21 protein-coding genes are annotated in these 25,250 nt (G+C 63.1%); 8 read left to right on the top strand and 13 right to left on the bottom strand.

The annotated features are described in order from the left end of the window. The first annotated feature begins 52 nt into the window (after window positions 1-52). From B5D62_RS21100 to B5D62_RS33805, 5 genes are all read left to right on the top strand, one after another. Window positions 53-1,165 carry an iron-containing alcohol dehydrogenase gene (locus B5D62_RS21100; protein WP_085935917.1) on the top strand — a complete coding sequence of 371 codons (1,113 nt, stop codon included), beginning with the start codon at window positions 53-55 and terminating at the stop codon, window positions 1,163-1,165. Window positions 1,166-1,446: 281 nt separating this feature from the next. Continuing rightward, on the top strand, window positions 1,447-2,769 hold the full coding sequence (locus B5D62_RS21095) for a hypothetical protein (protein WP_085935916.1): 1,323 nt from the start codon (window positions 1,447-1,449) through the stop codon (window positions 2,767-2,769). Then, window positions 2,766-3,950 carry a glycosyltransferase family 2 protein gene (locus B5D62_RS21090; protein WP_085935915.1) on the top strand — a complete coding sequence of 395 codons (1,185 nt, stop codon included), beginning with the start codon at window positions 2,766-2,768 and terminating at the stop codon, window positions 3,948-3,950. The genes B5D62_RS21095 and B5D62_RS21090 overlap by 4 nt, the downstream gene beginning before the upstream one ends. Continuing rightward, the gene (locus tag B5D62_RS21085) at window positions 3,947-4,318 is read left to right on the top strand and encodes an EamA family transporter (protein ID WP_085935914.1); all 372 of its coding nucleotides are present in this window, start codon (window positions 3,947-3,949) and stop codon (window positions 4,316-4,318) included. The genes B5D62_RS21090 and B5D62_RS21085 overlap by 4 nt, the downstream gene beginning before the upstream one ends. Before the next feature lie 74 nt (window positions 4,319-4,392). Continuing rightward, window positions 4,393-4,911, top strand: a complete 519-nt coding sequence (locus B5D62_RS33805; RefSeq protein WP_218191181.1) for a ribbon-helix-helix protein, CopG family — start codon at window positions 4,393-4,395, stop codon at window positions 4,909-4,911. Between the two features lie 49 nt (window positions 4,912-4,960). Here the strand turns inward: B5D62_RS33805 and ggt are convergent, their stop codons facing one another. The 4 genes from ggt to B5D62_RS21055 form a co-directional block, all read right to left on the bottom strand. After that, window positions 4,961-6,646, bottom strand: a complete 1,686-nt coding sequence (gene ggt, locus B5D62_RS21070; protein WP_085935913.1) for a gamma-glutamyltransferase — start codon at window positions 6,644-6,646, stop codon at window positions 4,961-4,963. Window positions 6,647-6,679: 33 nt separating this feature from the next. Continuing rightward, a complete protein-coding gene (speB, locus tag B5D62_RS21065; protein WP_085935912.1) occupies window positions 6,680-7,654 on the bottom strand; it encodes an agmatinase in 975 nt (324 codons plus the stop codon). Window positions 7,655-7,673: 19 nt separating this feature from the next. Beyond that, entirely contained in the window at window positions 7,674-9,014 is a 1,341-nt protein-coding gene (locus tag B5D62_RS21060; protein WP_419188798.1) for an aspartate aminotransferase family protein, read from the bottom strand. Window positions 9,015-9,159: 145 nt separating this feature from the next. Next, a complete protein-coding gene (locus tag B5D62_RS21055) occupies window positions 9,160-10,326 on the bottom strand; it encodes an NAD(P)/FAD-dependent oxidoreductase (protein WP_085935910.1) in 1,167 nt (388 codons plus the stop codon). A 295-nt stretch (window positions 10,327-10,621) separates the two neighbouring features. Between B5D62_RS21055 and B5D62_RS21050 the strand changes: the two genes are divergently transcribed. After that, window positions 10,622-12,517: a WD40 repeat domain-containing protein gene (locus tag B5D62_RS21050; protein ID WP_085935909.1), complete on the top strand. Its 1,896-nt coding sequence runs from the start codon at window positions 10,622-10,624 to the stop codon at window positions 12,515-12,517. A gap of 11 nt (window positions 12,518-12,528) precedes the next feature. Here the strand turns inward: B5D62_RS21050 and B5D62_RS21045 are convergent, their stop codons facing one another. Genes B5D62_RS21045 through phnA form a run of 4 tightly spaced genes read right to left on the bottom strand, consistent with a single transcriptional unit; the run spans window position 12,529 to window position 16,502 of the window. Further along, window positions 12,529-14,013, bottom strand: coding sequence for a flavin-containing monooxygenase (locus tag B5D62_RS21045; RefSeq protein ID WP_085935908.1), 1,485 nt, complete (start codon window positions 14,011-14,013; stop codon window positions 12,529-12,531). Window position 14,014: 1 nt separating this feature from the next. Beyond that, entirely contained in the window at window positions 14,015-14,839 is an 825-nt protein-coding gene (locus B5D62_RS21040) for an isocitrate lyase/PEP mutase family protein (protein WP_085935907.1), read from the bottom strand. A gap of 24 nt (window positions 14,840-14,863) precedes the next feature. Then, the gene (locus tag B5D62_RS21035) at window positions 14,864-15,220 is read right to left on the bottom strand and encodes a GFA family protein (protein ID WP_085935906.1); all 357 of its coding nucleotides are present in this window, start codon (window positions 15,218-15,220) and stop codon (window positions 14,864-14,866) included. A gap of 19 nt (window positions 15,221-15,239) precedes the next feature. Continuing rightward, entirely contained in the window at window positions 15,240-16,502 is a 1,263-nt protein-coding gene (gene phnA, locus B5D62_RS21030; RefSeq protein ID WP_085935905.1) for a phosphonoacetate hydrolase, read from the bottom strand. A 104-nt stretch (window positions 16,503-16,606) separates the two neighbouring features. Here phnA and B5D62_RS21025 point away from each other — a divergent pair, with 104 nt between their 5' ends. Continuing rightward, complete coding sequence (locus B5D62_RS21025; RefSeq protein WP_085936012.1) at window positions 16,607-18,295, top strand: Na/Pi cotransporter family protein; 1,689 nt, start codon at window positions 16,607-16,609, stop codon at window positions 18,293-18,295. Between the two features lie 144 nt (window positions 18,296-18,439). Next, on the top strand, window positions 18,440-19,633 hold the full coding sequence (locus B5D62_RS34035) for a cyclic nucleotide-gated ion channel (protein WP_170921050.1): 1,194 nt from the start codon (window positions 18,440-18,442) through the stop codon (window positions 19,631-19,633). Between the two features lie 33 nt (window positions 19,634-19,666). Here B5D62_RS34035 and B5D62_RS21015 read toward each other — a convergent pair whose 3' ends face one another. From B5D62_RS21015 to B5D62_RS20995, 5 genes are all read right to left on the bottom strand, one after another. Next, window positions 19,667-20,959, bottom strand: a complete 1,293-nt coding sequence (locus B5D62_RS21015) for a glycosyltransferase (RefSeq protein WP_085935903.1) — start codon at window positions 20,957-20,959, stop codon at window positions 19,667-19,669. Window positions 20,960-20,971: 12 nt separating this feature from the next. Further along, window positions 20,972-22,213 (bottom strand): glycosyltransferase family 2 protein, encoded by a 1,242-nt coding sequence (locus tag B5D62_RS21010; protein WP_218191180.1) that lies wholly within the window; start codon window positions 22,211-22,213, stop codon window positions 20,972-20,974. Window positions 22,214-22,225: 12 nt separating this feature from the next. Next, window positions 22,226-22,942 (bottom strand): ABC transporter ATP-binding protein, encoded by a 717-nt coding sequence (locus B5D62_RS21005; RefSeq protein ID WP_085935902.1) that lies wholly within the window; start codon window positions 22,940-22,942, stop codon window positions 22,226-22,228. Between the two features lie 2 nt (window positions 22,943-22,944). Then, window positions 22,945-24,108: an ABC transporter permease family protein gene (locus tag B5D62_RS21000; RefSeq protein WP_170921049.1), complete on the bottom strand. Its 1,164-nt coding sequence runs from the start codon at window positions 24,106-24,108 to the stop codon at window positions 22,945-22,947. Window positions 24,109-24,226: 118 nt separating this feature from the next. Then, complete coding sequence (locus B5D62_RS20995; RefSeq protein WP_085935900.1) at window positions 24,227-25,222, bottom strand: HlyD family secretion protein; 996 nt, start codon at window positions 25,220-25,222, stop codon at window positions 24,227-24,229. Between the last annotated feature and the right edge of the window lie 28 nt (window positions 25,223-25,250).

The following is a 25,250-nucleotide window of genomic DNA, read 5'->3' as shown; positions in this document are numbered from 1 at the left end:
TCGCGACAGGGAGGGACAAATGGTTCGAACAGGACGAGTGGTCCTTAGTCGGATGGATGAGGTGCGCTACGGTGCACCGGCAGCTGATGCCACAGCGGAATTGGTCGGTCACTACGGGGCCGAGCGTGTTTTCCTCATGGTGAGCGGCACGCTCAATCGACAGACCGAAGAGATCGACCATCTGCGCCATGCCCTAGGCGGCCGCTGCATCGGCACCTTCGACGCAATGCCGGCCCATTCGCCCCGCTCGGCGGTCATTGCCGCCGCCGACCAGGCGCGGCAAGGCAAGGCCGACCTCATCGTCACCCTGGGCGGCGGTTCGATCACCGACGGCGCCAAGGCAGTCCAGCTCTGCCTCTCCAACGATATCCGCAGCGTCGAGGCGCTGGATCGGATCCGGGCGCCGGCGCCAGCCAAGGCACCGGCGGTCCGGCAGATCTCGATTCCCACGACGCTGTCCGCGGGTGAGTTTTCGGCAATCTCCGGCATCACGAACGAAGCGACGAAGGGGAAAGAAATGTACCATCACCCCGATATCGTCCCGCGTGCAGTCGTGCTCGATCCGCGAGTCACGCGGCATACACCGATGTGGCTCTGGCTCTCCACCGGCATCCGTGCTGTCGATCATTGCGTGGAAGGCATTTGCTCGAATGAGGCCACGCCCTACGGCGATGCCTCGGCTCTTCACGGCCTGTCGATGCTCGTTCGTGGCCTGTCCAAGGTGAGAGCCGATCCAAGCGATATGGAAGCGCGTCTCGATTGCCAGATCGGTGCGTGGCTTTCGATGACGCCGTTGACCGCCGGTGTGCCGATGGGCGCCAGCCACGGGATCGGTTACGTGCTCGGCGCCGTTTTCGGCATTCCGCACGGCCACACGTCCTGCATCATGCTGCCGGCGGTGATGCGCTGGAACAAGCCAGCCAATGCCCATCGGCAGGCGATGATTGCGGCTGCCATGGGCCATCCTGGCAAGGACGCGGCGGACGTCCTTGCGGCTTTCATCGCTGGCCTCGGTATGCCACATCGCCTGCGCGACGTGGATGTTGATCACAGCCAGTTCGACCTCATCGCCCAGAAAGCCATGGCTACGCCCTGGGTTCTGCGCAATCCGCGTCGCATCGATGGGCCGACGCAGGTGCGAGAGATCCTCGAACTCGCCGCTTGAGAGAAGCAGCTTCAACGGGACTCTGAGAGGAATCGGCCCAACGGCGACGAACTGTATCCGGGCGATTCGTGGTCTTTGTCGCGCTTTCGGACCAGGTCGCTACATTCCTGCGAGCGTTCGCTAGCGCACAATCGGACGGGGCCCTGTAACCAATCGCGCCCGCAGTCGCTTCTGTCGTCAATGCGTGGTTCGAGTTTGTCGGGTGGTAGCTTTGTGCTGCCCCTGTCCGCGTGACGTTGAAGCGTCGCCTAGCCAGAGCGGGGCCGGAGGCTGCGAGGGTCGTGCTCGCCGGCGCTATCCTGGCATGGGCTGCCCTCGTCAACGGTTATCCCCTCCTGTTCAACGATAGCGCCCGCTATATCGATGGCGGCATCCGACGCTTCATCCCGAGCGAAGCGCCGATCTTCTACGGCGCTTTCCTGATTCCTTTCCATCTGAACGGGATCACGTTATGGGCCGTTCCCGTCGTCCAGGGCATTCTCGTCGCCTATGTTCTGCATGCAACAGCGCGAGCGTTCGGTCTCCTGGACGCGCGCGGCTTCCTGCTGATCACGGCATTCCTCGCACTTTTCACAGCGCTGCCCTGGTTCATTTCGTTCGTCATGCCGGACGTCTTCACGGGGATCTGCGTATTGACCCTGTTCGCCCTGTTCCGCGGCTGGCCGATATTCGGAATCCTGGAGCGCTTGATCCTGGCAGGGATCGCCTTCGTCGGACTCGCAAGCCATGTCAGCCACCTTGTCTTGGGGTTGGTCCTGGCGGTGCTGTTCGGCGCGCTGCATTTCTTCGGGCGACGGGCGGCAAGACCGGCGTTGTTGACTGTACTTTGTCTGCCGCCCCTCGCGCTTGGCGCCATTCTAGGTCTGAACTTGGTCGCCAAAGGCCGTCTGCAACTCACCCAGGATGGGCCGGTAATGCTGCTTGCGCGGTCCTATGCCGACGGGCCGGCCTACGAATACTTGCGCGACCATTGTACGGAGCGCCAATGGCGCCTGTGCTACGTCTGGCAACGCCTGCCGCGGGACAGCGACGAATTCCTGTGGAGCATGACCGACTCCGCCTGGACATTCGTTCCGGGAGACGTGCTGCGCGCCGAAGCCGGACCGATCGCACTCGCGGCCATGCGGGACCATCCCGGGGAAACGCTTGTCGCAGCCGTGCGCAACACGTTGAGACAGCTGATCACCTTCAGGGCCGGCGTGGACTTCAAATCCTGGCCCGAGGAAAGCCGGATCAACGTGATCATGCAGCGCTTCTTCCCGCGCGAGCATGAGCAGTACGTCCATTCGCTACAAGAGCGCGGCCAGCTTCATCTCGACGGCATCAACCATCTCTACACTATTGTCGTCACGCTCTCCGTCGTCGGCGCGATCGGGTTGGTCCTGGCGATGCGGGATCTTCTGCTTGCCGAGTTCCTCATCACCGTCGCGTTCTCCTTCCTCGTCAACGCGGCTGCCACCGGGGCGCTCTCGATCGTCGCCGACCGGTATCAGGCGCGGCTGATCTGGCTTGCTCCGCTCGCGCTGGCCATCTGCCTGCTCGCATTCCACCGACAGCGCGTTGCGGCGCTGTCCCATCGCTCAGTCCTTGGAGGTGACGTATGACGACCGCACCGGAGCTGACGATCCTGATGCCTTGCCTGAACGAGGCAGAGACGCTGGGGAGCTGCATCCAGAAGGCTTGGCGCTTCGTCCGCCGCTGCGGAATCCCGGCGGAAGTGGTCGTCGCTGACAATGGCAGTACCGACGGCTCCCAGGCCATCGCCCGCGAGTGCGGCGCGACCGTGGTCGACGTGCCGGTCAAGGGCTACGGCAGCGCCCTGATCGCCGGGATCCGCGCCGCGCGAGGCCGCTATGTCATCATGGGCGACAGCGACGACAGCTATGACTTTGCCGAACTCGATCCGTTCGTCGACAAGCTGCGCGAGGGCCGCGAACTGGTGATGGGCAATCGCTTCCGGGGCGGAATCAAGCCCGGTGCTATGCCGCCCTTGCACCGCTATCTCGGCAATCCGGTGCTGACCACGATCGGCCGCATTTTCTTCAGAAGCCCCTGTGGCGATTTCCATTGCGGCCTGCGCGGCTTTTCCCGCGACTCGATCATGCGGCTCGGCCTGCAATCCCCGGGCATGGAATTCGCCAGCGAAATGGTGGTAAAAGCGACCCTCAATGGTCTCGATATCTGCGAGGTACCGACGACGCTGTCGCCGGACGGGCGCTCGCGGCCGCCTCACCTGCGCAGTTGGCGGGACGGCTGGCGCCATCTCCGCTTCCTGCTGCTGTTCAGTCCGTGCTGGCTGTTCCTCTATCCAGGCCTGGCACTGGCAATTCTCGGCCTCATCGCCACCGGGTGGATCCTTCCGGCTCCGCGGCACATCGGTGACATCACGCTGGATATCCACACGTTGCTCTACGCCGCCATGGCAATCGTCGTTGGTGCCCAGGCCGTCATCTTCTGGGCGTGCGCCAACCTTCATGGCATGAGTGAGGGCATTCTGCCGAACAATCCATCATTGCGAGCTCTGATCGACCGGTTGACCATCGAACGAGGACTTGTCGTCGGCGGAGGATTGATCATCGTCGGCCTCGCGCTCGCGGTACTCGCCGTCAGTACTTGGAGCAACGTCGCATTCGGATTGTTGGAACCGACCTACACGATGCGACTCGCCATCCCCTCGGCTGCTTGCATCGTGCTGGGCTTCGAGATCGTCTTCGGCGCCTTCGTTCTCAATGTGCTGCACATTCGGCGGCCGCGCGAACTGGGCCTGCAACGAGGACTGCCATGAACCTGGCCTTCTCGAACCTGATCGGGCTCACCTGTTTCACTTCGATGCTCGCCGTCGGCCAGCTCCTGTTCAAGAAATCGGGGCTGGCAATGCGGGGCCTGCCGTTCAGTCACGGTCTGATGACTCTTGCGCAGTTGCCGGCTTTCTACGCCGCGCTCTGCCTTTATGGACTGTCGACGATACTGTGGGTCTGGTTGCTTTCCCGCATCACCCTGATGCAGGCCTACCCCTGGGTCTCGGCCGGCGTGGTCATCGTACCCCTGCTGAGCGGCCTGATCTTTGGTGAGAAGGTAAACCCAGCCTATTGGGCCGGCGCCGCCCTGATCATCGCCGGAATCGCGGTCACGCAATACGCCATGCAGGGTTAACGCCCACGAGAACTCACCCTTCTCGCTATGCATTGGCGCTGACTCCTTTCTGTTATGCTAGCATACTAGAAAAAATGACAGCCGAGCGCGTCAAACAGTTCAATGTGTATCTGCCGGTAGAGCTGATCCGGCAGGTTAAGCATCACGCGATCGAACTCGAGCTTTCCCTCTCAGCGTTGGTCGCTGATGCCTTGCGCGCCTATCTCGGCACCCGCGAACACCAACCACGATCCTCTGCAAGGAGCTCCGACAAGGCGACTGAAGGTATCGAAGCTGTGTTCCTGACTACCCACAACTGGGGAAAGGCCGCGAAGTTCTTCCAGGCACTCGGTTACACCCTGGAATTCGAGACCGACCACAATTCCGGCCAGCTGCGGGGCGCATCCGGCCCCTATCTCTTCATCGCCGAAGTCCCCAAGGCCCAGGAGCCCCAGATCCAGCTCGTGATAAAAGTGGCCGACGAGGCCAAATTCCAGCCAGCTCCAAATGTCGAGATCGTCACGCCATTTCAAGATACCCATTGGGGCACGCGCGAGATGACGGTGCGCGATCCAGACGGGCGCACTTGGAGCCTACAGGCTCCGAAAGCCTGACTTAGGGTTGCGGCATCCTCCAGGAGGCGTGCAGTCCAAACACCCTGCCCTAATGAGGCAGGACGAACCGCACGCCTGCCCGGGCCAGTCCGCCACTCAGGGCCGATGCAAAGCCATCGGCGCGCCAGCAGGCAGCGCCGGTCATGCTGCCGTCGTCGTGGAACTGGATCGCGTTCATGCCGCCGGCCACAGTCGGCATCACCTGGATCTTGTGACCGCGCGCCTGCAGTCCCTGCCGTACCCTTTCAGGAATGCCATGCTCGATCTCCAGCATCGGCCCTTCCGTCCAGATGCGCGGTGCTTCAACCGCCTCCTGTAGGGTCATCCCGTGGTCGATGAGGTTGACCAAGGCCTGTAGAGCCGATGGGAAGATCTTCCGTCCACCCGGCAGGCCGAGTGCATAGGCGATCTTGTCGCCCCGCCCTGCCATCATGGGCGACATCGAGGTCGTGACCCTCTTGCCGGGCGCGATCGACAGCGCGTTCCCGGGCCTTGGATCGAAGTTGTTCATGTAGTTGTTGGGTATCATGCCGGTCCCGGGCACGATGAAACGCGCACCGAACAGGCTGTTGATGGTCTGGGTCGTGCAGACCACGTTGCCTTTGCCGTCGGCCACGGTGAGATGCGTCGTATCCGCACCTTCTGCTCCCACCAGCCCGGTACTCCAGCTCTTGGCGTGCGCGAGATCGATTCCGCTGCGCCGCTCGGCGGCATAATCCTTGGCGATGAGGCGCTCGACCGGCACGCGCACGAAGTCCGGATCGCCACTTGCCTCGGCCCGGTCGGCGAAGGCGATCTTCAGGACCTCGGCCAGCAGATGTAGCGTTTCCACCGTGCCGAATCCGAAGGCCGCAATGTCGTAGCCTTCTAGGATGTTCAGCATCTGGGCGATGTGCACCCCGGAAGCTGCCGGCGGTGGCGGCCCCAGAATCTCCCAGCCGCGATAGAGGGCGCGGATCGGCGCGCGCTCCGCCACCTTATAGTCCACAAGATCGGCACGACCGACGTACCCGCCGCTCCTTTCCATACACTCGACAAGCAAATCGCCAAGCGGACCACCGTGGAGCGCCTTCTCTCCCTGTTTGGCAACAAGCGCGAGCGCATCCGCATAGGCGCCCTGGACAAGGCGTTCGCCCGCCTTGAGCGGCATGCCGCCCGGCATGAGAAGAGCAGCTGCGAGCTTGTCGCGGGATAGATCGGCAGCCGCGCTTTCGATGCAGTCGGAAAGGTAGGGCGTGACGACGAAACCGCGTGCGGCATGGCTGATCGCAGGTTGCATCACGTCAACGAGTGACATTGTGCCGTAGCGTTCCAGCGTCAGGCACCAGGCACGCAACGAACCGGGCGTCGCGACCGACTTCGGGCCAACAAGATTTTCCTGACCTTCGACGTCGTACACTTCCGGTGCGGCGCCGACGATCGGACGATACATGTCGGGCCGGCCGGCTTTTGGCACGGCGCTCATGCCGTCGAAGATGCGATGGCTGCCGTCGGCCAAGCGGATATGGCAGGTCGTGCCACCGACCAACCCCACCATCATGGGCTCGACCACAGTCAACGCGAACTGGGTAGCAACCGCCGCATCGATCGCGTTACCGCCTGCGGCCAGCATTTCCAGGCCGGCCGCCGAGGCGAGCGGATGATTGGACACGACCATTCCGTCCGTGCCCTGGGCCGGCTGCTTCTCGCACACGAATTGCGTGCCCGCGCGCTCGCGCCAACTCGGCTTGCTCATGCCGCTCGATCCTCCCCAGCCCCGAGATGCAGGCTACAGCCTGCCTTTGCGCTTTCCGATCCCCTCCGCCAGAAGGCAAAGGATTTCCCACATCATGGTGACGCCCACGAGGGCGGTGTTGCCGCTCATGTCGAAGGGTGGAGAAACCTCGACCACATCACCCCCCACGAGGTTGAGCCCGCGCAGGCCCCGTAGCATTCGCTGCGCCTCATGTGGCGTGTAGCCGCCGATCTCCGGCGTACCCGTCCCGGGCGCGTACGCCGGGTCGAGACCATCGACATCGAAACTGATGTAGGTCGGACCGGAGCCGACGACGCGACGCGCCTCGGCGATCACCTTCTCGACGCCGAGATCGAAATATTCCTCGATCGTAATGACGCGCATGCCTTGCGCGAGAGCCCAGGCATTGTCATCGCGATTGTAGAGCGAGCCACGGATGCCGATCTGCACCACGCGCTTGGGATCGAGCAGTCCCTCCTCCACCGCGCGACGGAACGGCGTACCATGCGTGTACTTGTAGTCGCCGAAATAGGTGTCCCAGGTATCGCTGTGAGCGTCGAAATGGATCAGGCCGAGCGGCGCCTGGCCTTTGGCGATGCCGCGCATGATTGGCAACGTCACGAGGTGATCCCCGCCTGCGGACAGTGGCGTGACGCCGGCCGCATGCACCTTGGCGTAGAACTTCTCGATGCGCCCCAGCGAATCGTCGATACTGGCCGGGTTGACGGATGCATCACCCAAATCACCACACTTCGCGAGCTCGTAGGGAGCGATTCCCGTGACGTGGTGGATGCGGCGCATCATGGTGGAAAGATCCCGCATCTGCCGCGGACCGTGGCGCGCACCGGGCCGATTGGTCGTGCCGCCATCCCAGGGAACGCCGATCATGCCGATCTCGACCTGGGACGGATCGCGAAACAGCGGCAGGCGCATGAAGGTCGCGACGTCGCCAAAGCGCGGCGTCACGATGCCCGAAACGGGCTGCGGAAAAGCTGCTTTGTCGGTCATGCCAAGATTTGGGTACTCATTACGGCTGCAATAGGGCCTTGCGGGCGGTGACGAACTCTTCGACCGCCGAAACGAAGCGATCGGCTTCGGCCTCGCCGATCATGATATTGAGGGCGGCGAAGCCACGGCGGGCAATCCAGATCCCGGCCGCTGACATGTCGAAGAAGAACAGCTCCTTGGCATCCTGGTTGGAACTGGCGATATCCGCCGCCGTCCTGATCGGCCGGGTCGTCGCATGCGCTGTCATCATCGAGCCGATGCCCGAGAACTGGAATGCCACGTCGTTCTTCGCGCAAATGGCATTCAGACGGTCCCGGATCCGGTCGCCGCGCGCATTGAGCGCGTCGGCCACGTCTGGCGTATAGACCTCGCCGTAACCGGCGACGCCAGCGGCCATGGTGAGGACATTGTTGTTGAACGTGCCGGCATGCGGCAACGAGTCGGGCTTAGTCGGGTCAAACAGTTCCATGATCTCTCGACGGCCGCCAAACGCCCCGAACGACATGCCGCCACCGATATATTTGCCCAGTGTCGTCATGTCGGGGACGATACCGAGCCGGGCCTGGAGCCCGCCAGGCGACAGGCGCGACGTCATCACCTCGTCGAAGATCAGCGTGATGCCGCGGGCACGCGTTTCATCGCGCAGCGCCCGCAGGAAGTCCGGATCGCCCGGCAGACAGCCATGACTACCCTGCATTGGCTCGACCAGCACGGCGAAGATCTCTTCCCCGTGCTTGGCCAGCAGCGCACGAGTCCCCTCAATGTCGTTATAGGGCGCCACGACGTAGTCGTAGGGCATGTTCACCGGGCTGCCGCCGCTGACGAAATAGAGGACGCCGCCATGGTAGCCGCCGTGGAAGACCATGACCTTGGTTGCCTTGGCCCGGCCCGCCCGCTGGGCAAAGACCTTTGCGCCAGCCAATGCCATCACGTTGCCCTCGGTGCCGGAATTGGTGAACCGCACCAGATCGATAGAGGGAATACGATCGACGATCAGGCGAGCGAGTTCGCCCTCATAAGCGTTTCGGCCGGCATAGTTCCAGCCATGATCGAGCGCTCGATCGATGGCGGCCCGGATCACCGGATGGGAATGGCCATAGATGCCAGCAGTATATTCCCCCAGCACATCGATATACTCGTGGCCATCCGCATCCCACAATCGGCAGCCTTCGCCGCGCACGACGGTCAGCGGGAACGGGGCGTTGTGCAGCGTGGTCCGCGTATTGCCGCCCGGCATGGCCTGACTGGCTTCCTGATGCCGCGCGAAGCTCTTCGGATTGCGGTCGATATAGGCTTGGCGCGCTTCGACGAGCGCGGACTGCAGGTCCGAATTGGCCAGGACTTGATCGGGCAACGTCACTCTCCCTCGACACTCTTCATCGGCTGGAGCGACCCTATCACATGCGGTCTGCTTCCGTACGAGATGGCCTGCCGATATTGGTTCATAACTGTCCCAAACTGAGCTCGCGCTCGACGGCACCTTCTTCGAAGTAGCGCCACAGGAACTACACGACATTCAGCTCGCGCACGGGTCGGCCAGCCGCGATGCGATCGTAGGCGAAGGGCGCGAGGTCGAGCGTGCGATAGCCGCCATGCACGATCAGTTCGGCGATGGCGCGGCCCACAGCGGGCGACTGCTGGATGCCATGTCCGGAAAAGCCGGTCGCGAACAGCAGGTTCTCGATCGTTGGATGACGGCCGACGATCCCGTTCTGGTCGAAGGTATTGTACTCGTAATATCCGGCCCACGAATTCACGACCTTGGCGGCTTCGAACGCGGGCACCCGCGCGGCAAGGGCAGGCCAAACCATGTTGTCCCACTCTTGATGCTGCACCTCGAGCGGTGCGCCGGCCGGATCGTTGCCCTCGGCCGGTGTGGTGCCCGCGATATAGAATCGTCCTTCGGGCCGGAACCACACACCGGAAGGATCGATCGTCAGCGGCGTCAGGCCCGGCGGCTGGCGCACATCGAACACGAAGACCGAGCGCCGCCGCGGTTCAACGGGCAAGGCGACGCCCGCCAGCGCCGCGACCTGCCCGGACCAGGCGCCCGCCGCAATCACGATCGTCTTGGCCGGCATGCGTCCGTTGGTACGCAGGTCGACGAAGTTTGGCCCCATGCCCACCACTTCGTCTGGCACGTAGACGGCACCGCGTTCGCGGGCGGCCCGACTGAACCCCTGCATCAGCGAAGGTCCGTCGAACCACCCCTCGTTGGCCGTGCCGTGCGACGCCAGGACCAGGCCGTCGATGGACAGCCAGGGAAAGCGTTGCGCCAGCGCGGCGGACTCCAGCAGTTCGACCGAACAGCCTTCGGCCCGCTGAACCGCATTGTTTGCGCGGAGCACGGGTACGCCGGCCTCGGTGGCAAGGAACAGATAGCCCGGTTCCTTCAATCCCAGCTCGACGCCCAGCACTTCAGGTGCCCGCCGGATGAACTCGACACCATAGCGCGACAGCCGAATGTTGAGGGGGGTGGAGAATTGCTGGCGGATGGAACTCGCGGACAAGGCCGACGAGGCGCGAATGTAGGTCGGATCACGCTCGATCACGGCGACCTTGCCGGCGAAAGCCGGATCTGCGGTGAGATGATAGGCGATGGACGAGCCCATCGCGCCGCCGCCGACAATGACGACATCGACGGGGCCCGAGGAGGAATTGCCGTTGGACAAGGGTCTGCTCTTCCAAAACTTAACGCGGAATGACAGAAGGCATGAGACGTCGTTTCGAGCTTCCGTTCAACGACGAAGCAATGATCTTTCCTCTTGTAGACACGACTACAAGGGCTACGGACTGGTATTTCCCTCTCCTCGGTCAGCGACCCTTTGCCGCCATTCACCGAGCCGGCCCCTCGATCCATCTGCAGCCTTGTCGGCGGCACAGGACATCCTTACTACGGTGACACCGGCTGTGGGGGATGAGAGGCGGATGCTCCGCTGGAGCGATGCGAGGCGGTGTGCAACGAGGATGGCGGCAGGTCTGCTGGCCGGTGCCGGCAGCGCCGTTCCTGTCTTCGCCCAGAGCGCCCTGCCCATTTACGATCCCAGCTCTGTCGCATCGCTGTCATTCCGCCCCGGCAACGCCGATATGCTGCTGCTGGCCGTCGCCGACAGTCAGCAACATCTAAAAACGAACCTGGTGCAGGTCACGAAAGACGGACGCACGCTGCTCCTGCGCACGCTGCCCGAACTGGCAGCATCGGCGGCCTGGCTCGATGACAAGCATATCGTCACTGGCGGCGGCGACGGCCGCCTCCTGAGCTGGCCGATCGAAGGCGGCGGTCCAACGCTCCTCATCACATTGCCCGAGCCCATTTCCGGCATCGGCGTTGCACCCGTGAGCCACAATCTGGTGCTCCGGCAGACGCAAACGCTACGGTCGACGACATCAGATGGCCATCCTAACGGGCCGACCATCACCCTCGGCATGGCCGGCAAGTCTACGGATATCTGTCCGCCTGCGGGGATCGAAACGGCCCCCGCCTTCTCACCGGACGAGCGGCTCCTCGCGATCGCGGGTTTTTGCGGCGACCTGCGCGTCATTGGCCGTGACGGCAGCCGCCTCATGCATGCCGATGTCCCGCGTTCCTACGTAAAGCGCCATGTCTTCTCGACCGACGGGCGTACCCTCGCCGTTGCCTACACCGGATCGAACAACACATCCGGGGGAGGATTGGACTTTTGGCCCCTCGCCCCGGGCCGTCTTGGCACCCCTCGCCCCTTACCCGGTCCCTTCCCGCCAGACGATCCGGCAGATGTTGCGGCGCTCCCCGGCAAGGCGGGTTTCGTGCTGCTGTCCGGCGATCATGTGCGCTTCATGACGCCAGACGGGCCCCTTTCCAACAACGATCTTCCGCTCAAGACGCCAAGGCGCGTTGCCGTTTCGTCGGACGGCAACCGGATCGCCGTCGCCGCCGCAGAAGGCCTCGTGTTGCTCGATGGCAACGGACAACGCGTCGTACCGCAGCCTTTCGCCGAATTTGGCCAGCCGCTGGCCGTGCGCTCGATCGCTGGCGGCACCCGGCTCGTCACCCTCTCCCCCGACGGCCGGCTGCGGGTCTGGGGACTCGACGGCAAGGAAGTGGGCGAGCCGTTGCGGCTGTGGAAGCCGCTTCCCCCTTCGAGCAATGTGCCGACCCAGATGCCCCGCCTGTTTGCTTCCCCGAACGGGCGGCGGGTGGCGGTGCTGGAGCCCGACGGACAGTTCGAAGTGTTCGACGAGAACTGGAAGGGCATCGGCAGGCCAATTCGCTTTCCGGCCGCAACCAGCGGTGCGACGAACAACGCCATGATCCTGCTCGACGATCGCATTCTGCGACCGCTGCCCGACGGGACCGGCTTCCTGGTCCTTGGCTTCGACGGCCGGGTGCTGGGACGCATGCTGTTCGGAAACGAGACAAAGCTTGCGCCGGAAGCCGCAGCCGCCTCGGCCACTGTCATTGCTGTCTTCACAGCCGACGGACGGCTTGCTGCCTGGGACAGCGACGGCAAGCCGTTACGACAGCAGCGGATTCCCGTATCGGGCCTCAGCCAACCCAGCCTCACCATTTCAGCCGATGGCAAGACCATCGTATTGTACGACCAGCCTCGGAATCTGCCTCCGCATCTGCTGGTCTGGAGGCCGGCCGATGGCGGCAGCATCGAGAATCGCGATGGAGCCTTCGCGGGCCTGCTGGCCGACGGCTCGCTTTTCCGAGTCAACCAGCGCCGGCTGGTGGCCGACGGCCCGGATGGTACCGTGCGTTTCAGCCAATCGATCGACGGCGATACCGTCGCAGCCGTTACGCCCGACGGCAAGACGGCACTCGTCGTTGTCAATAACGGTGCCGTACGGGCAGTCGAGATCAATCCGGCAAAGCGGTAGAGCGATATCTATCAGCGAACGAAGGTCATTGCCCGATCACGCAACGAGCCAAAACGCAGGCTCAAGAGATCGAGCACGTAATTCTGATAGAGTTTCCAGGGACGCTTCGAGCCCTGCTTGGGCTGATGCTTCAAGGCACGCTGGATATAGCCCGACGAAAAATTCACCCAAGGCTCTGCCGTCAAGGCCGGATCGGCGTTATGCGGCATGCAGTAGCGATAGCCCTTGCGGTCCATGAGATTCAGCAGCCGGCAGACATACTCGCACACGAGATCCGCCTTCAGCGTCCACGAGGCGTTCGTGTAGCCGAACACCGACGCGAGGTTCGGAATGTCCGAATACATCATGCCCTTGTAGATGAAGGTCTCGGACGTCTCGACTTTGCGGCCATCGATGGCGAGCCTGACACCCCCCAGCGGGACCAGCACGAGACCCGTCGCCGTGACGATGATATCGGCGGCCAGTTCCTGGCCAGACTTCAGCTTCAGGCCACTCTCGGTGAAGGTCTCGATATGGTCGGTAACGACCGACACCTTGCCCTGCCGAATGGCGCGGAAAAAGTCCGCATCCGGTACCAGGCACAGCCGCTGGTCCCACGGCTTGTAGGCGGGCGTGAAGTGCTTTTCGACATCGTAGTCCGGCCCCAGCGCCTGGCGTACCCCGCCCAGCAGCAGGCGCTTCACCTTCTCTGGCTGGCGCTTGCAGAGCTGGTAGAAATACATGCCGAACAGCACGTTCCGCCACCGTGTGACCGCATAGGCGAGCTTGAGCGGCAAGCGGCGGCGCATCTTGTTGGCAAATGGATCCTTCGACGGCCGCATTGTCATGTAGGTCGGCGAGCGCTGCAGCATGGTGACGTGGGCGGCACCCGAATTCGCCATGGCCGGAACGAGCGTCACTGCCGTCGCGCCGCTGCCGATCACGACCACGCTCTTGCCGGAATAATCGAGATCCTGTGGCCAGTTCTGCGGATGGACGATACGGCCCTTGAAGCGATCCATGCCGGCAAACGTCGGCAGATAGCCGCCCTCGTAGCTGTAATAGCCGCTACACATCCACAGAAAGCTGCAACTGTAGCGCCGCAGTTCCCGTTCGGGCCCACACTCGACTTCCACCGTCCAACGCGCTTCCGGGGTTGACCACGACGCCGCCACGACGCGATGCTGATAGCGGATGCGGCGATCGATGCCATGATCGTTCGCAACCTCACGGATGTAGCTCAGGATCGACGACCCGTCCGCGATCGCCTTGGCATCCTTCCAGGGACGGAAACGATAGCCCAAGGTGTACATGTCGGAGTCCGAGCGGATACCTGGATAGCGGAACAGGTCCCAGGTGCCGCCGCTGGCCGCGCGTCCTTCAAGGATAGCGAAGCTCTTGCTCGGGCATTCCTTCTGCAAGTGCCAGGCAGCCCCGATCCCCGACAGGCCGGCCCCAACAATGAGCACGTCGAAATGCTCGACGGCACTCGTCGAGATGATCTGGGTATCGGGCACGTCAGTCCTTCATGAAGGCGTTGAGCTCCGGAGTGGTGATGGAGCGATCGAGATAGCCGAAGCTGCCTTTTTCCTGCACTTCGCGCGCAGCTTCAAGCAGTCCCGTCATGGCAGCCCGATAAAGGGACGTCGCAAGGCTGATCCGCTTCACGCCGGCAGCCTCAAGATCCTGTTTGCTGAAGGATTTGCCCTTGATGCCGACCATGAAGTTGAACGGCTTCTTCAGAGAACTGCACACTTTCCTGACGGCCTCCAGATCTGGCAGGCCGGGCGCGAACAGCACGTCCGCGCCGGCGGCTTCGAAAGCCTGCAGCCGCTTGATCACGTCCTCGAGGTCGGGCCGGCCGCGCAGGAAGCCCTCAGCACGGGCAGTCAGGACAAAGGGAATGGGAAGCGAACGGGCTGCCTGTACGGCAGCTTTCACCCGAACCGCCGCAGTCTCCAGATCGAAGAGCGGAGCGTCCTTGTCGCCCGTGGCATCCTCGATCGAACCGCCGACCAGTCCGACATTGCAGGCCTCGCGAATCGTCTCGGCCGCCGCCTGTGGCGAGTCCCCGAATCCCTTCTCGAGATCGCCCGCCACTGGCAAGTCGGTTGCCTCGACGATCATCCTGGCGTTCGCCAGGGCCTCTTCGCGCGTGATCTTGCCATCGCGCTTGCCCAGAACAGCCGCCTTGGCCCCGCTCGACGTTGCAAGCGCTTCGAATCCCAATCCGGCCAGGATGCGGGCCGAACCGGCATCCCAAGGATTGGCGATGACGAATGCTCCTGCCCTCTCGTGAAGGGCACGGAATTTCATCGCCTTGTCGGCCTGGCTTATTGCCATGACATTTCTCCTGCTTGGCGGGCCCTAAAGACTGCGACCGTCGTGTAGACGCGGCGTGAGTTTCTCGATCTCGACGCCGTCCAGGCAGCGCAGGTTGATACCGACGGTCGGCGTGCCATCCGGCGCGACCCCTTCGGCGAAGCTCTCGATGCCGCAGTGGCGGCAGAAGCGATGATGCAGTCGCTTCTGGCCAAACTGATAGTCGTCGAGTGCGTCCGCCCCCGACGTGAACGTCATCCTGGCCTTGGGCGCAAATGCCCACACGGCGCCGAGCTTGGTGCAGATCGAACAGTTGCATCGCAACGCCTGATCAAGATCGAGATCGACCGTGAAAGCGACGGCGCGACAGTGGCAGCTTCCGGTATAGGTCTGTGTGCTCATGTGCTGAAGGCTAGCACCTTCAGGCGACGAGGTTCAGCCCCAGATCGAAGGCATCGAAGTTTCGCCAGCGCCGGGCCATCGTCTGATCAACGAGCTGCCGATTGCAGATCAGCGGCACTTTCTGTTCCGAAAGTCCGCCATGGCTGCGCAGCGGTTCCGTCAAACCGGACAAATCGTGCCGTGAGGCCGAGGTGCCGAGCACCTTATGTCGCTTGGAGATGACGACGAGATCGCCGAGACGGTCGGCCGGCAGCTCGAAGCGAGAGGCCGCCTCTACTCTCGGTATCGCTAGTTCAATGTCTGGCATGGCCTCGAGCCGGGCGCCCCACTCTTCCACTCCGGCACCGGCCGGCAGGTAGACAACAGCGTAGGATCCAAGCGCCCCGTGATGGACCACATACGGGTCGGTGATCGGCAGGATGACCCGCGCTTTTCCGGTCCCCAACCATCCATCGAACAGATCCTGCAGGTACAGTACATCCGGTCGGCCAGCAGCATCGTGCTTGTCGTTCATGCCGTGATCAGCGGTGATCACAAGAGTGCACCCCAGCCCTTCCAGCCTGGCCAGGTAACCATCCATCATGGCATAGAACTCGTTGGCGACCGGGCTGCCGGGCGGATGTTTGTGCTGGATGTAGTCCGTTGTCGAAAGATACATGATCTCGGGCCGATCACGTTCCATAAGCTTCACGCCGGCGGCGAACACGAACTCCGACAGCGCCGCGCTGTACACGTCAGGCACTGGACGACCGACCAGGGCATTCACATCGGCGATGCCGTTCTCCGTCGGAGTTGCCTGGTCGGATTTCTCCGAGGAGAAGCTGCAGGCCTTGCCCGGTTCGAGCCGCAATCCGTTGCCCAGCAATCCACGCAGCTTGTCCTTTGCGGTGACAATCGCGATGCGGCAACCGGCGCGCTGAAAAGCCGGAAATACCGTCTCCACGCGCAGGAATTTCGGGTCGTTCATCATCACTTCCCGACCGGTCTCGGGATCGAGCAGATAGTTGCCACAAATGCCGTGCACCGACGGCGGTTGCCCAGTGACGATGGAAAGGTTGTTGGGATTGGTGAAGGAGGGCATGACGCAGTCGGCAAGGAGGTTTGTGCCCTCTTTCAGCACCTTCGCGAACCAGGGTGCCCGTCCAGCCTCGACAGCACGTTCGATATAGCCTGGCTCCGAGCCATCAATGCAGATGACGATCGTCGGCTGTTGCGGGAGCCGGTAGATCCGGCCGTTCACTGTTACCGTATCGCGGCCCGCATCAAGACTATCGGGAGACATATTTCCTTCTACTGCGTCCACTATGGCACTGCCAGTGGCGCCGCCATTTGCCCGATGTCAAAAAACTTTCATCACCCTTCCGCGAAGCGTAGGTTGTGCAGATCATGCATGGCGTCGACACCATCCTGAATGTTGCGGGCAGCGTTGCCTTGCTCTTGTGGGGTGTGCGCATGGTCCGAACGGGCCTGACGCGCGCCTTCGGCGCGACGCTACGCCGTGCCATCGGACTCTGCTCCCGCAATCGTTTGACCGCCTTTGCGGGGGGAGTCGGGCTTACTGGACTTCTGCAGTCGAGCACGGCGACAGCCCTTCTCCTCGCCTCCTTTGCGGGTCGTGGCCTGATCTCCCTGCCGATAGCGCTGGCGGTGATGCTGGGCGCCAATGTCGGCACGACGCTGACCTCCCAGGTTCTTTCGTTCGATCTTGGTTGGCTGTCGCCATTGATGATTGCCGTCGGCGTCATTTCCTTCCTGTCCAGCGATTCCGACCGCCCCCGCCATCTCGGCCGCGTCGCCATCGGATTGGGCTTGATGCTGCTGTCGCTGCACCTGCTGACCCAGGCCACCGAACCTTTGCAGACATCGCCCTCGTTCATTGCCCTGCTGGCCGGCATGCAGGACGAGTATGTCATTGCCGCCATTCTCGGTACGCTCGCCACCTGGTTCGTCCATTCAAGCCTGTCGATGGTGCTGCTTGTGATGTCCTTCGCGTCCAGCGGCATCGTCAGCCAGCCGCTCGCCCTTGCCCTGGTGATTGGCGCCAATATCGGCGGTGCACTGGCGCCCTACATGGATCAGTCGGCCACAGACATCGAGGCTCGGCGGGTGCCGCTTGCCAACCTGATCTCGAGACTCCTGATCGGCCTCGCGTTCCTCCCCTTCCTCGTTCCGGTAAGTCACGGGCTCGGCTTGCTGGAACCGGCGGCAGCGCGCGTTGCAGTCAATTTCCACACCTTGTTCAGCTTGGTGGCAGCGGTTGTCTTCCTGCCGCTGACCGACCCGATGGCCAACCTCTGTCGACGTCTGGTCCCCAGCAAGCCCCTTACCGATGATCCCGGCCAGCCTCGACATCTCGACCCGAACGTTCTCGACACGCCCACCGAGGCGCTGGCCTGTGCCATGCGCGAAACGCTCAACCTCGGCGACAAGGTGGCGGACATGCTGCGCCAGACGATGACGGTGTTCGAGCAGAACGATCAGAAGGGCGTCCGCACGATCGAACACGCGGACAACGCCATCGATCGGCTCTACGAAGCCATCAAGCTCTATCTGATCCAGGTATCGCGCAACGATCTCGGCGAGGAAGAGAGCCGGCGGTACGTCGAGATCCTGACATTCACCACCAACCTCGAGCACATAGGCGACATCATCGACAAGAGCCTGATGGAGCTGGCGAACAAGAAGATCAAAAACCGTTACGCCTTCTCTCCGGAGGGCTTGGCGGAGCTCAAGGCCTTCCACGCCCGCGTGCTGGAGAACCTTCAATTGGCACTGAATGTCTTTACCACCCGCGATCTTGCCTTGGCCCGGCGTCTCGTCGCCGAGAAGACCTCGGTACGCGAAGCGGAAGCCAAGGCAGCCGACAATCATTTCGCGCGACTGCGTCAGGGCCGGCCGGAGTCGATCGAGACCAGTTCGATCCACATGGACGTGATCCGCGATCTCAAGCGCATCAACGGGCATGTGACATCGGTCGCCTACCCTATCCTTGAGGCGGCCGGCGAGCTGGCCGAAACGCGCCTGAGGGACACCAATGACCCGCTGGTGCGGGCAGCGACTGGATCGCAAGGATAGAGCACAACTGACACAACGCTCGCAGGCGCCAAAGCTCTCTTCCCCGCAGGGGCCGCCCCCGCCGTTCAGTCTCCGGCACCATTAACTGCTAACCAGATGCAGCCACGTTGCAAATCATAGCCTGGGATGCTTATGGTTTGTCCTGTGCCGGCAACGTCTTCGACCCTGGGCGAGCGCCTCTATACGGCGCTCAAGCCGACGGACAGCGGCGCCGGGAGCCGGCGCTGGCAGTCCTTCCATCTGTTTGCGCTCGGTGCGGGCCTTCTGGCCGTAACGCTATCGTCGGTCGATAGCCTGCCCGACCTCGCGAACGAAATCGCATCATTCGTCATAATGCTGGTGGCCGTCGTATTCCTCGTCGAGTACGCGCTGCGGCTCTGGACCGCCCCGGAGGCACCCAACTACGCCGGCCACTCCGAGATGGGAGCCCGTATACGCTGGGCCTGCTCGCCCATCGGCCTGATCGGGCTGCTGGCGATCGTGCCGGCTTTCGCCATCTCGGTCCATGCCGTCGGGGCCGACAGCGATCTGGCCGCGCTTTTTTGCATCCTCTGGATCCTCAAGCTCGGTGTCCACGCGCCGGCATTGGGTACCCTTGCGCGTGTCATCTCCAACGAGCGCGCGACACTGGCCTCGGTGCTGATCATTTTCATCATCGTGTTGGTGTCGGCCGCCACCGCAACCTACTTCTTCGAGCGCGCACGCCAGCCCGAGGCTTTCAGCAATCTGCCCGCCGCACTGTGGTGGGCCGTGGTGACGCTGACAACGACGGGCTATGGCGACATTGTTCCCCTGACGACCGGCGGTCGGATCGTGGGATCAGTGGTCATGGTAAGCGGCATCCTGGTGCTGGCTCTGATGACCGGTATCCTTGCCACCGGGTTTGCCGAGGAGGAGCGCCGGCGCGAATATCTGCGCGTCTGGGACCAGGTCGTCAAAGTACCGATGTTCGCCGAGCTCGGCACCGTTACGCTCTCGGAGATCGTCGGCAAGCTCCGTGTGCGGCACTATCCACCTCGGTTCGTGGTCGTGCGGCGCGATGAGCCCGGCGATGCGATGTTCTTCATTTCCGAAGGAGAGGTCGAGGTTCGCCTGCCGCACGAGCCGGTGCGCCTTGGTCAGGGCGGATTTTTTGGCGAAATGGCCCTGCTCGACCGCCTGCCGCGCAGCGCCACTATCGTGACGACGCAACCGACCACGTTGCTGGTCCTCTATGCGAGCGACTTCTACGAAATTGCTGCCCATATTCCGTCGCTGGTCGCCGCGGTGGAAAAGGAAGCGCGCCGACGCCGACAGGAGAACGAAAGCGGCAAGGCGGCAGTCGGCACCCAGAGGTGACCCTCATCATCGATCGCTGTTCCGGCGTGTAATCTATCCGCCGCGCTTGGGGGTGCGGTCGAAGACGATCGGCTTGGGCGGCGCGACGACCTTCTTGAGATGCACGATCAGACTGCGCGCCAGCATGCCGACCTGGCCGCCGACGAATCGGACCAACACCAGGGCAAAGCGTAGCGGACGCATCTCCCCGTCGCGGAGGAAATTATGCCCGGCTCGCAGGAAGGTTGTCGCGCATACCAGCACCCAACCCAGGGTAATGAGGAAAAGCGTGAGCAACAAAGGCACGAGCGACGGTGCGAGAAGACCGGCGAGAATTCCGCAGACGACACCCACCAGAAGGACGGGCTGATTGAGCGACATGCAGAGATGCAGAAGGGCCGCGCCCTTGGACGCCAGCGAGATGTCACGGCTCTTCAGAATCACCGGGAACATGCGCATCGAGACATGCCGGAAACCGTCCTGCCAGCGCTGCTGTTGGCGCAGCCAGGTCTTGGTGTCGGCCGGCAACTCCCCAGGTACTGAAACGCTGGTGAGAAAGACCGCCCGCCACCCTTTCACCCACCCGCGATAGGTCAGGTCGAGATCCTCGGTGACCGTGTCTCCCTTCCAACCGCCGCCAGCCTCGATGGCAGCACGTTGCCAGATGCCGCATGTCCCGTTGAACGGCAGCGGATGGCCGGCCCAGTACCGCGTCGCCTGCTCGATGCCGAGATGGGCATCGAGGGTGACCATCTGCATCTCGGTCAGCGCATTCTCATGGGGGTTGAGGAAATCGAAGCGCGCCTGGACGAAGGCGGTGTTCGGTTCCGCAAAGAACACCCGCATGCACCGGCGCAGGAAGTCGGTCGGCGGCACGTAATCGACGTCGAAGATCGCAAAGTAGTCGTAAGGAGTCTGCTGCATCGCCTCGTGCAGCGCGCCGCCCTTGAAGCCGCTGCGATCGGTCCTCTGCAAGGCGACGACATCGTAACCCTGGGCACGCAGTTCCACCGCCACCGTGCGAGCAAGTTCGGCGGTCTCGTCGGTGCTGTCGTCAAGAATTTGGATATGCAGCTTGTCGCGCGGCCAGTCGAGCCGCGCTGCCGCTTCCACTCCGCGGCGCAGGACCGGCCCTTCATTGAACGACGGTATCTGCACCACGACATGCGGCAGCTGGGCGTCCGGCGGCAGAGGTGTCATGAGGAGATCTTCCTCGTGTTCCAATGCCTTCTGTCGCAGGCGGTGGTTGAGCACCACCATGTACAGCAAGCTGCCGATGAAGGCTGCCAGCAACAGGCAGCAGGCGGCGAAGATAGCGGCAAGAAGCAGGGCGAGAAGCGCGATCACAGCATCGATCCGTTATACGCCGGTCTTCGGCGTTCGCTTGAACTCGGTCTTGCGCCCCATGCCGGCACTCAGGATTGCGCCGGCATTGGCAACGGCAAGATATACGATCAGGGCCGGCACGGTCGCGGCTGTCGCAAGATAGCCCGCGATCCCGCCCCGCTTCAGCCGGTGGTAGCCGCTCCAGGTCATGCCGAGGAGCACGACCAGCATGGCGATGAGCCACATCCATAGCAACGCGCCGAAGATCGGGAGCAGCCTGCCGTGCCCCATAACCGACAGGATCAGACCAACGACGCCGACGACCAGGGCAGGAAAAATGAGCTGTTGGCCGAGCGCAATTGTTGTTGTGAACTTGGCCTCTCCGGACCAGTCGGCATTCCAGACTTGGGGCAAAAGCTTGCGCGCGACCTGAACGAATCCTTTGGACCATCGGCTCTGCTGCGCTCCGAAGTCTCCCAGCCGCTGCGGCAGCTCGCCGACGACGTGCGGCTCCATCAGGAACACTCCACCCCAGCCCTTGAGATGGGTGCGCAGCACCAGGTCGAGATCCTCCGACAGCGTGTCGTGCGACCAGCCGCCGGCATCGTCGATCGCCGCACGGCGCCAGATGCCGCCCGTGCCGTTGAACTGAAAGGGCACGCCGCGACGCGCCCGAACGTCCTGCTCGACCGCGAAATGGGCGTCCTGCATCAAGCGCTGCGCCCGCGTCAGCCAGTTGCGACCGCCGTTACCCCATTCGATTCGGGTCTGGACGAAGGCGGCCTTGGGCGCGGCAAGCAGCGCCGCCATGGCGCGCTTAAGCCAGTCCCGCGCCGGAACGAAATCCGCGTCGAACACCGCAACGTAAGGGGCGTCACATAATGCCATGCCGGCAGCCAGGGCACCGGCCTTGAAGCCAGTGCGATTGCGGCGCCGGATATGCTCGGCATCGATCCCCTCGCGTTGCAGTCGTGAGATGGCATGATGCGCCATATCCGATGTGAGGTCCGTGCTGTCGTCGAGAAGTTGGATCTTCAACCGATCGCGCGGCCAATCGAGCGCCGCGGCGGCGCGCACCGCCCGTTCGACCACCATCGGCTCGTTGTAGACGGGGATCTGAACCAGAACGCGCGGCAGGTCATCAGGCAGCGCCGGCGGCGGAGAAGTGGCGGCCGAGTCGTCGGCCAGCCAATACAGCAGGTAAAAGAAATAGGCCGCGATCGCGAACTGCGCCGCCAGGCAAAGCAGGACGACGAGGTCGATGATCGTCAGCACCTTATCCGCCACTCAGTGATAGTGAATCGGCACTTCGAAGCAGCGACCGTCCTCGATGTGAAGGCGGCGGCTGGCAACGTCGAAAATGCGCTCGTCGTGTGTCGACAGCACCACGGCGCATTTGGCGCGCATGGTGAGATCCTGAAGTTGGTCGACCACCAGCCGTCCGGCGACGCGATCGAGTGCCGAAGTGGGCTCGTCGGCGATGATCAGGTCCGGCAAGCCAATCATGACGCGCGCGATGGCCACGCGCTGCTGTTGGCCACCCGAGAGCTCGTCCGGCCAGGATTCAGCCTTGTCGCCCAACCCGAGCAGGCCGAGCAGATGGCGGGCACGAACCTCGTCCCAGGCCGGATGCGCCAGGGCTGTGGTCGAAACGCCGGCGACCACATTCTGCAATGCCGTCAGCGAGGAAAGCAGATTGCGCTTCTGGAACAGAAACCGCACGCGGTTGCGCAGCCGGTCCAGTTGCGCGTTATTGATGTCGCTGACATTCGTCCCCAGCAGCCGCAGCTTGCCCTCGGACGGCCGACGCATCGTGCCCAGGATCGTAAGCAGTGTCGTCTTGCCGGAACCCGAAGGACCGGTGACGATCACCAACTCGCCTTCCCGCACCTGCATATTGATGTCGAACAGCACGTCGACGCGTTGCGCGCCTTCACCATAGTGATGATGCACGTCGATCGCCTCGACGACCGCAGGCCCCAGCGTGTTGCCTTCGCTCGTCATGGCTATTCGAACAACATGATGGGGTCGACCTTCCACAGACGACGGATCGCAAACAGGCTCGACACGACCGTCATGACGATCGACGCGATGAGCGATACCACCATCTCCCGCAGACCCATCGCCATACCGAGATGGATGGCCGCCTCTGCCACTCCGTAGACAAGGCGGGCCAGCGTGAAGGCGACGATGAAGGCCGGCGTGATGATGGCTGCGCCGATCTGGCCGATCATGCACAAGAAGAACCACCAATCGTAGCCCAGGCTCTTCAGGATGGCGTATTCGGGCAGGTAGAAGCGGATGATCTGGTATTGGGCGTAGTAGATGAACACCATGCCGATCATCAGGCCCATGACGAAACCGAGATCCGTGATGTAGCCGACCGGCGTTTCGCGCGACCAATAGCGCTTTTCGCGCGCCTCGAACTCCTCTCGGCTGATCACCTCACCGCGGCCAGCGAGATCGCGGTTAAGCTGCTCCGCGACCGCCGCCTTGTCGGCGCCCGGCACCAGCCGGATGCCCATGAAGGCCGGCCGGTCGGAATACCACTCGCCCAGCAGCTCATCCATGGAGGCTTCCGACATGACGATACCGCCATCGTTCACCACATTCGGACCAATGGCCACGGTGCCAACGACGAACATCTCACGCAAGAGGCCGCGATTGTCGGGAGGTCCAGTCACTGGAACTTCCTCGCCCTTTTCGGCCTCATTGGCGAGGTTACCGAAGTACGGCCGCGAGTCGCGGTCGAACAGGATCCGTCGAGTGACGCGCAGCTTGTAGAGATTCTCGCGCAACCCCGGCACATCGATCGCCGGTCGCTCGACATCGATGGCGTACCAGGCGAGCCGACGCGCCACCGGCATGTCGGCGCCCTTGAGCGACATGACGCCGAACCAGAACGGCAAGACTTGCGAGACGGAGGGATTGGCCGAGACGACATCGGTCATGGCCACGGGAACGTCTGCATTGAGCTGCAGCGACTTGAATCCCATCGGCACCAGCACGAGGTCGGTCACCACCGACCGGTGGATGCGGATCGAGGAATCGTAGACGGCGCGCTCGATGCCAAGCTGGGCAAAAATGACCAGCAGACTGGCCGTCACGCCAGCAAGCGAGAGCAAGGTGCTGGTCCGCTGCCGCCTGAGCTGCTGCGCGCCGAGAGGCATCGCCGCAGCCGTCTTGGCGGCCGCCCGGAATGCCGCCAGAGACTCCGAAAAGCTCGGCCATCTCCGGCGCGGCCGTGGCGACGGAGTGGCAGGCAGCGCGACGGTCATCAGACGACCATTAAAGGAAAGTAACGCGTGTCTCGCGACCGAGAACCTGTGGCACGCTTCCCGGATCATCGAGCTTGATTTCGACCTGAACGACGCGCGCATCGGTGGCCGATCCGCCATCGGGCTCCGTGCGCTGCATACGCTTCACGCTGGGCGCAATACGCACGATATGTCCCTTGAAGATCGTAGAGCTGCCGCGGAACGTCACGTCCACCGTTCCACCGACCACGACGCGGCCCAGATGGACCTCGTCCACATCGGCGAATACCCGCATCTGATTCATGTCGACGATCTTCGCGACACCGTACTGGTTGATGCGCTCGCCGGGCCGGGTCCAGATCTGCACCACGACGCCATCCAGCGGCGACCGCACCAGAGCCTGCTCGCGGTTCGTCCGTGCATTATCCAGCTTGGCGGTACGGATGCTGATATCGGTATCGATCTGTGCCAGATCGGTCGCCAGGGTCTCTTTCATCACGCGCAGCTTGGCCTGCTCGCGCTCAAGCTTCTGTTCGGAGATGTTGAGCTCAAGTTGCTTCTGATCCGGCGGCTTGCCCGAGCGCTGGAGTTCGAGCGCCTTGAGCTTGTTCTCCTCCATCGCCGACTTGACCGCCACTTCCTGCTCGGCGATCTCGGCAACCCGATAACCCGACACCATCGCCTCGCGTTGGCGTTTGGCCTTCTCGAGCTCCGCCTCCGCCGAGCGGACCGACACATCGGCGATGGGGTAATTCGACAGCACGGCGATCACCTCGTCGCGCTTCACCTTCTGGCCTTCGGCCACGCGCAATTCGAGAAGGACGCCACCGCCGGCGGCGTCGCCCGCAATGGCAGCCGTTCCAGCCGGCGCATCCGTATAGCCGCGGGCAATCAGGGGGCCCGCAGCCGCCCCGTCCTGGGCACTGCTGGTCTGGCGGCTCGGCGCAACCCACAGGACAACGGCTGCGATCACGAACAGGATTGCCCCCGTCGCCGCACCCCATGTGAACTTCTTCTCTCGCGCCATCCAGTTGGTCTCCAGCTCCCTCGCCTAC

Origin of the sequence: Enhydrobacter aerosaccus (genome assembly GCF_900167455.1) — a bacterium.
In the GTDB taxonomy this organism is placed as follows: Bacteria; Pseudomonadota; Alphaproteobacteria; order Reyranellales; family Reyranellaceae; genus Reyranella; species Reyranella aerosaccus.
Note: the sequence above shows the minus strand (reverse complement) of the source record. Positions and strands in the feature narration are given on the sequence as shown.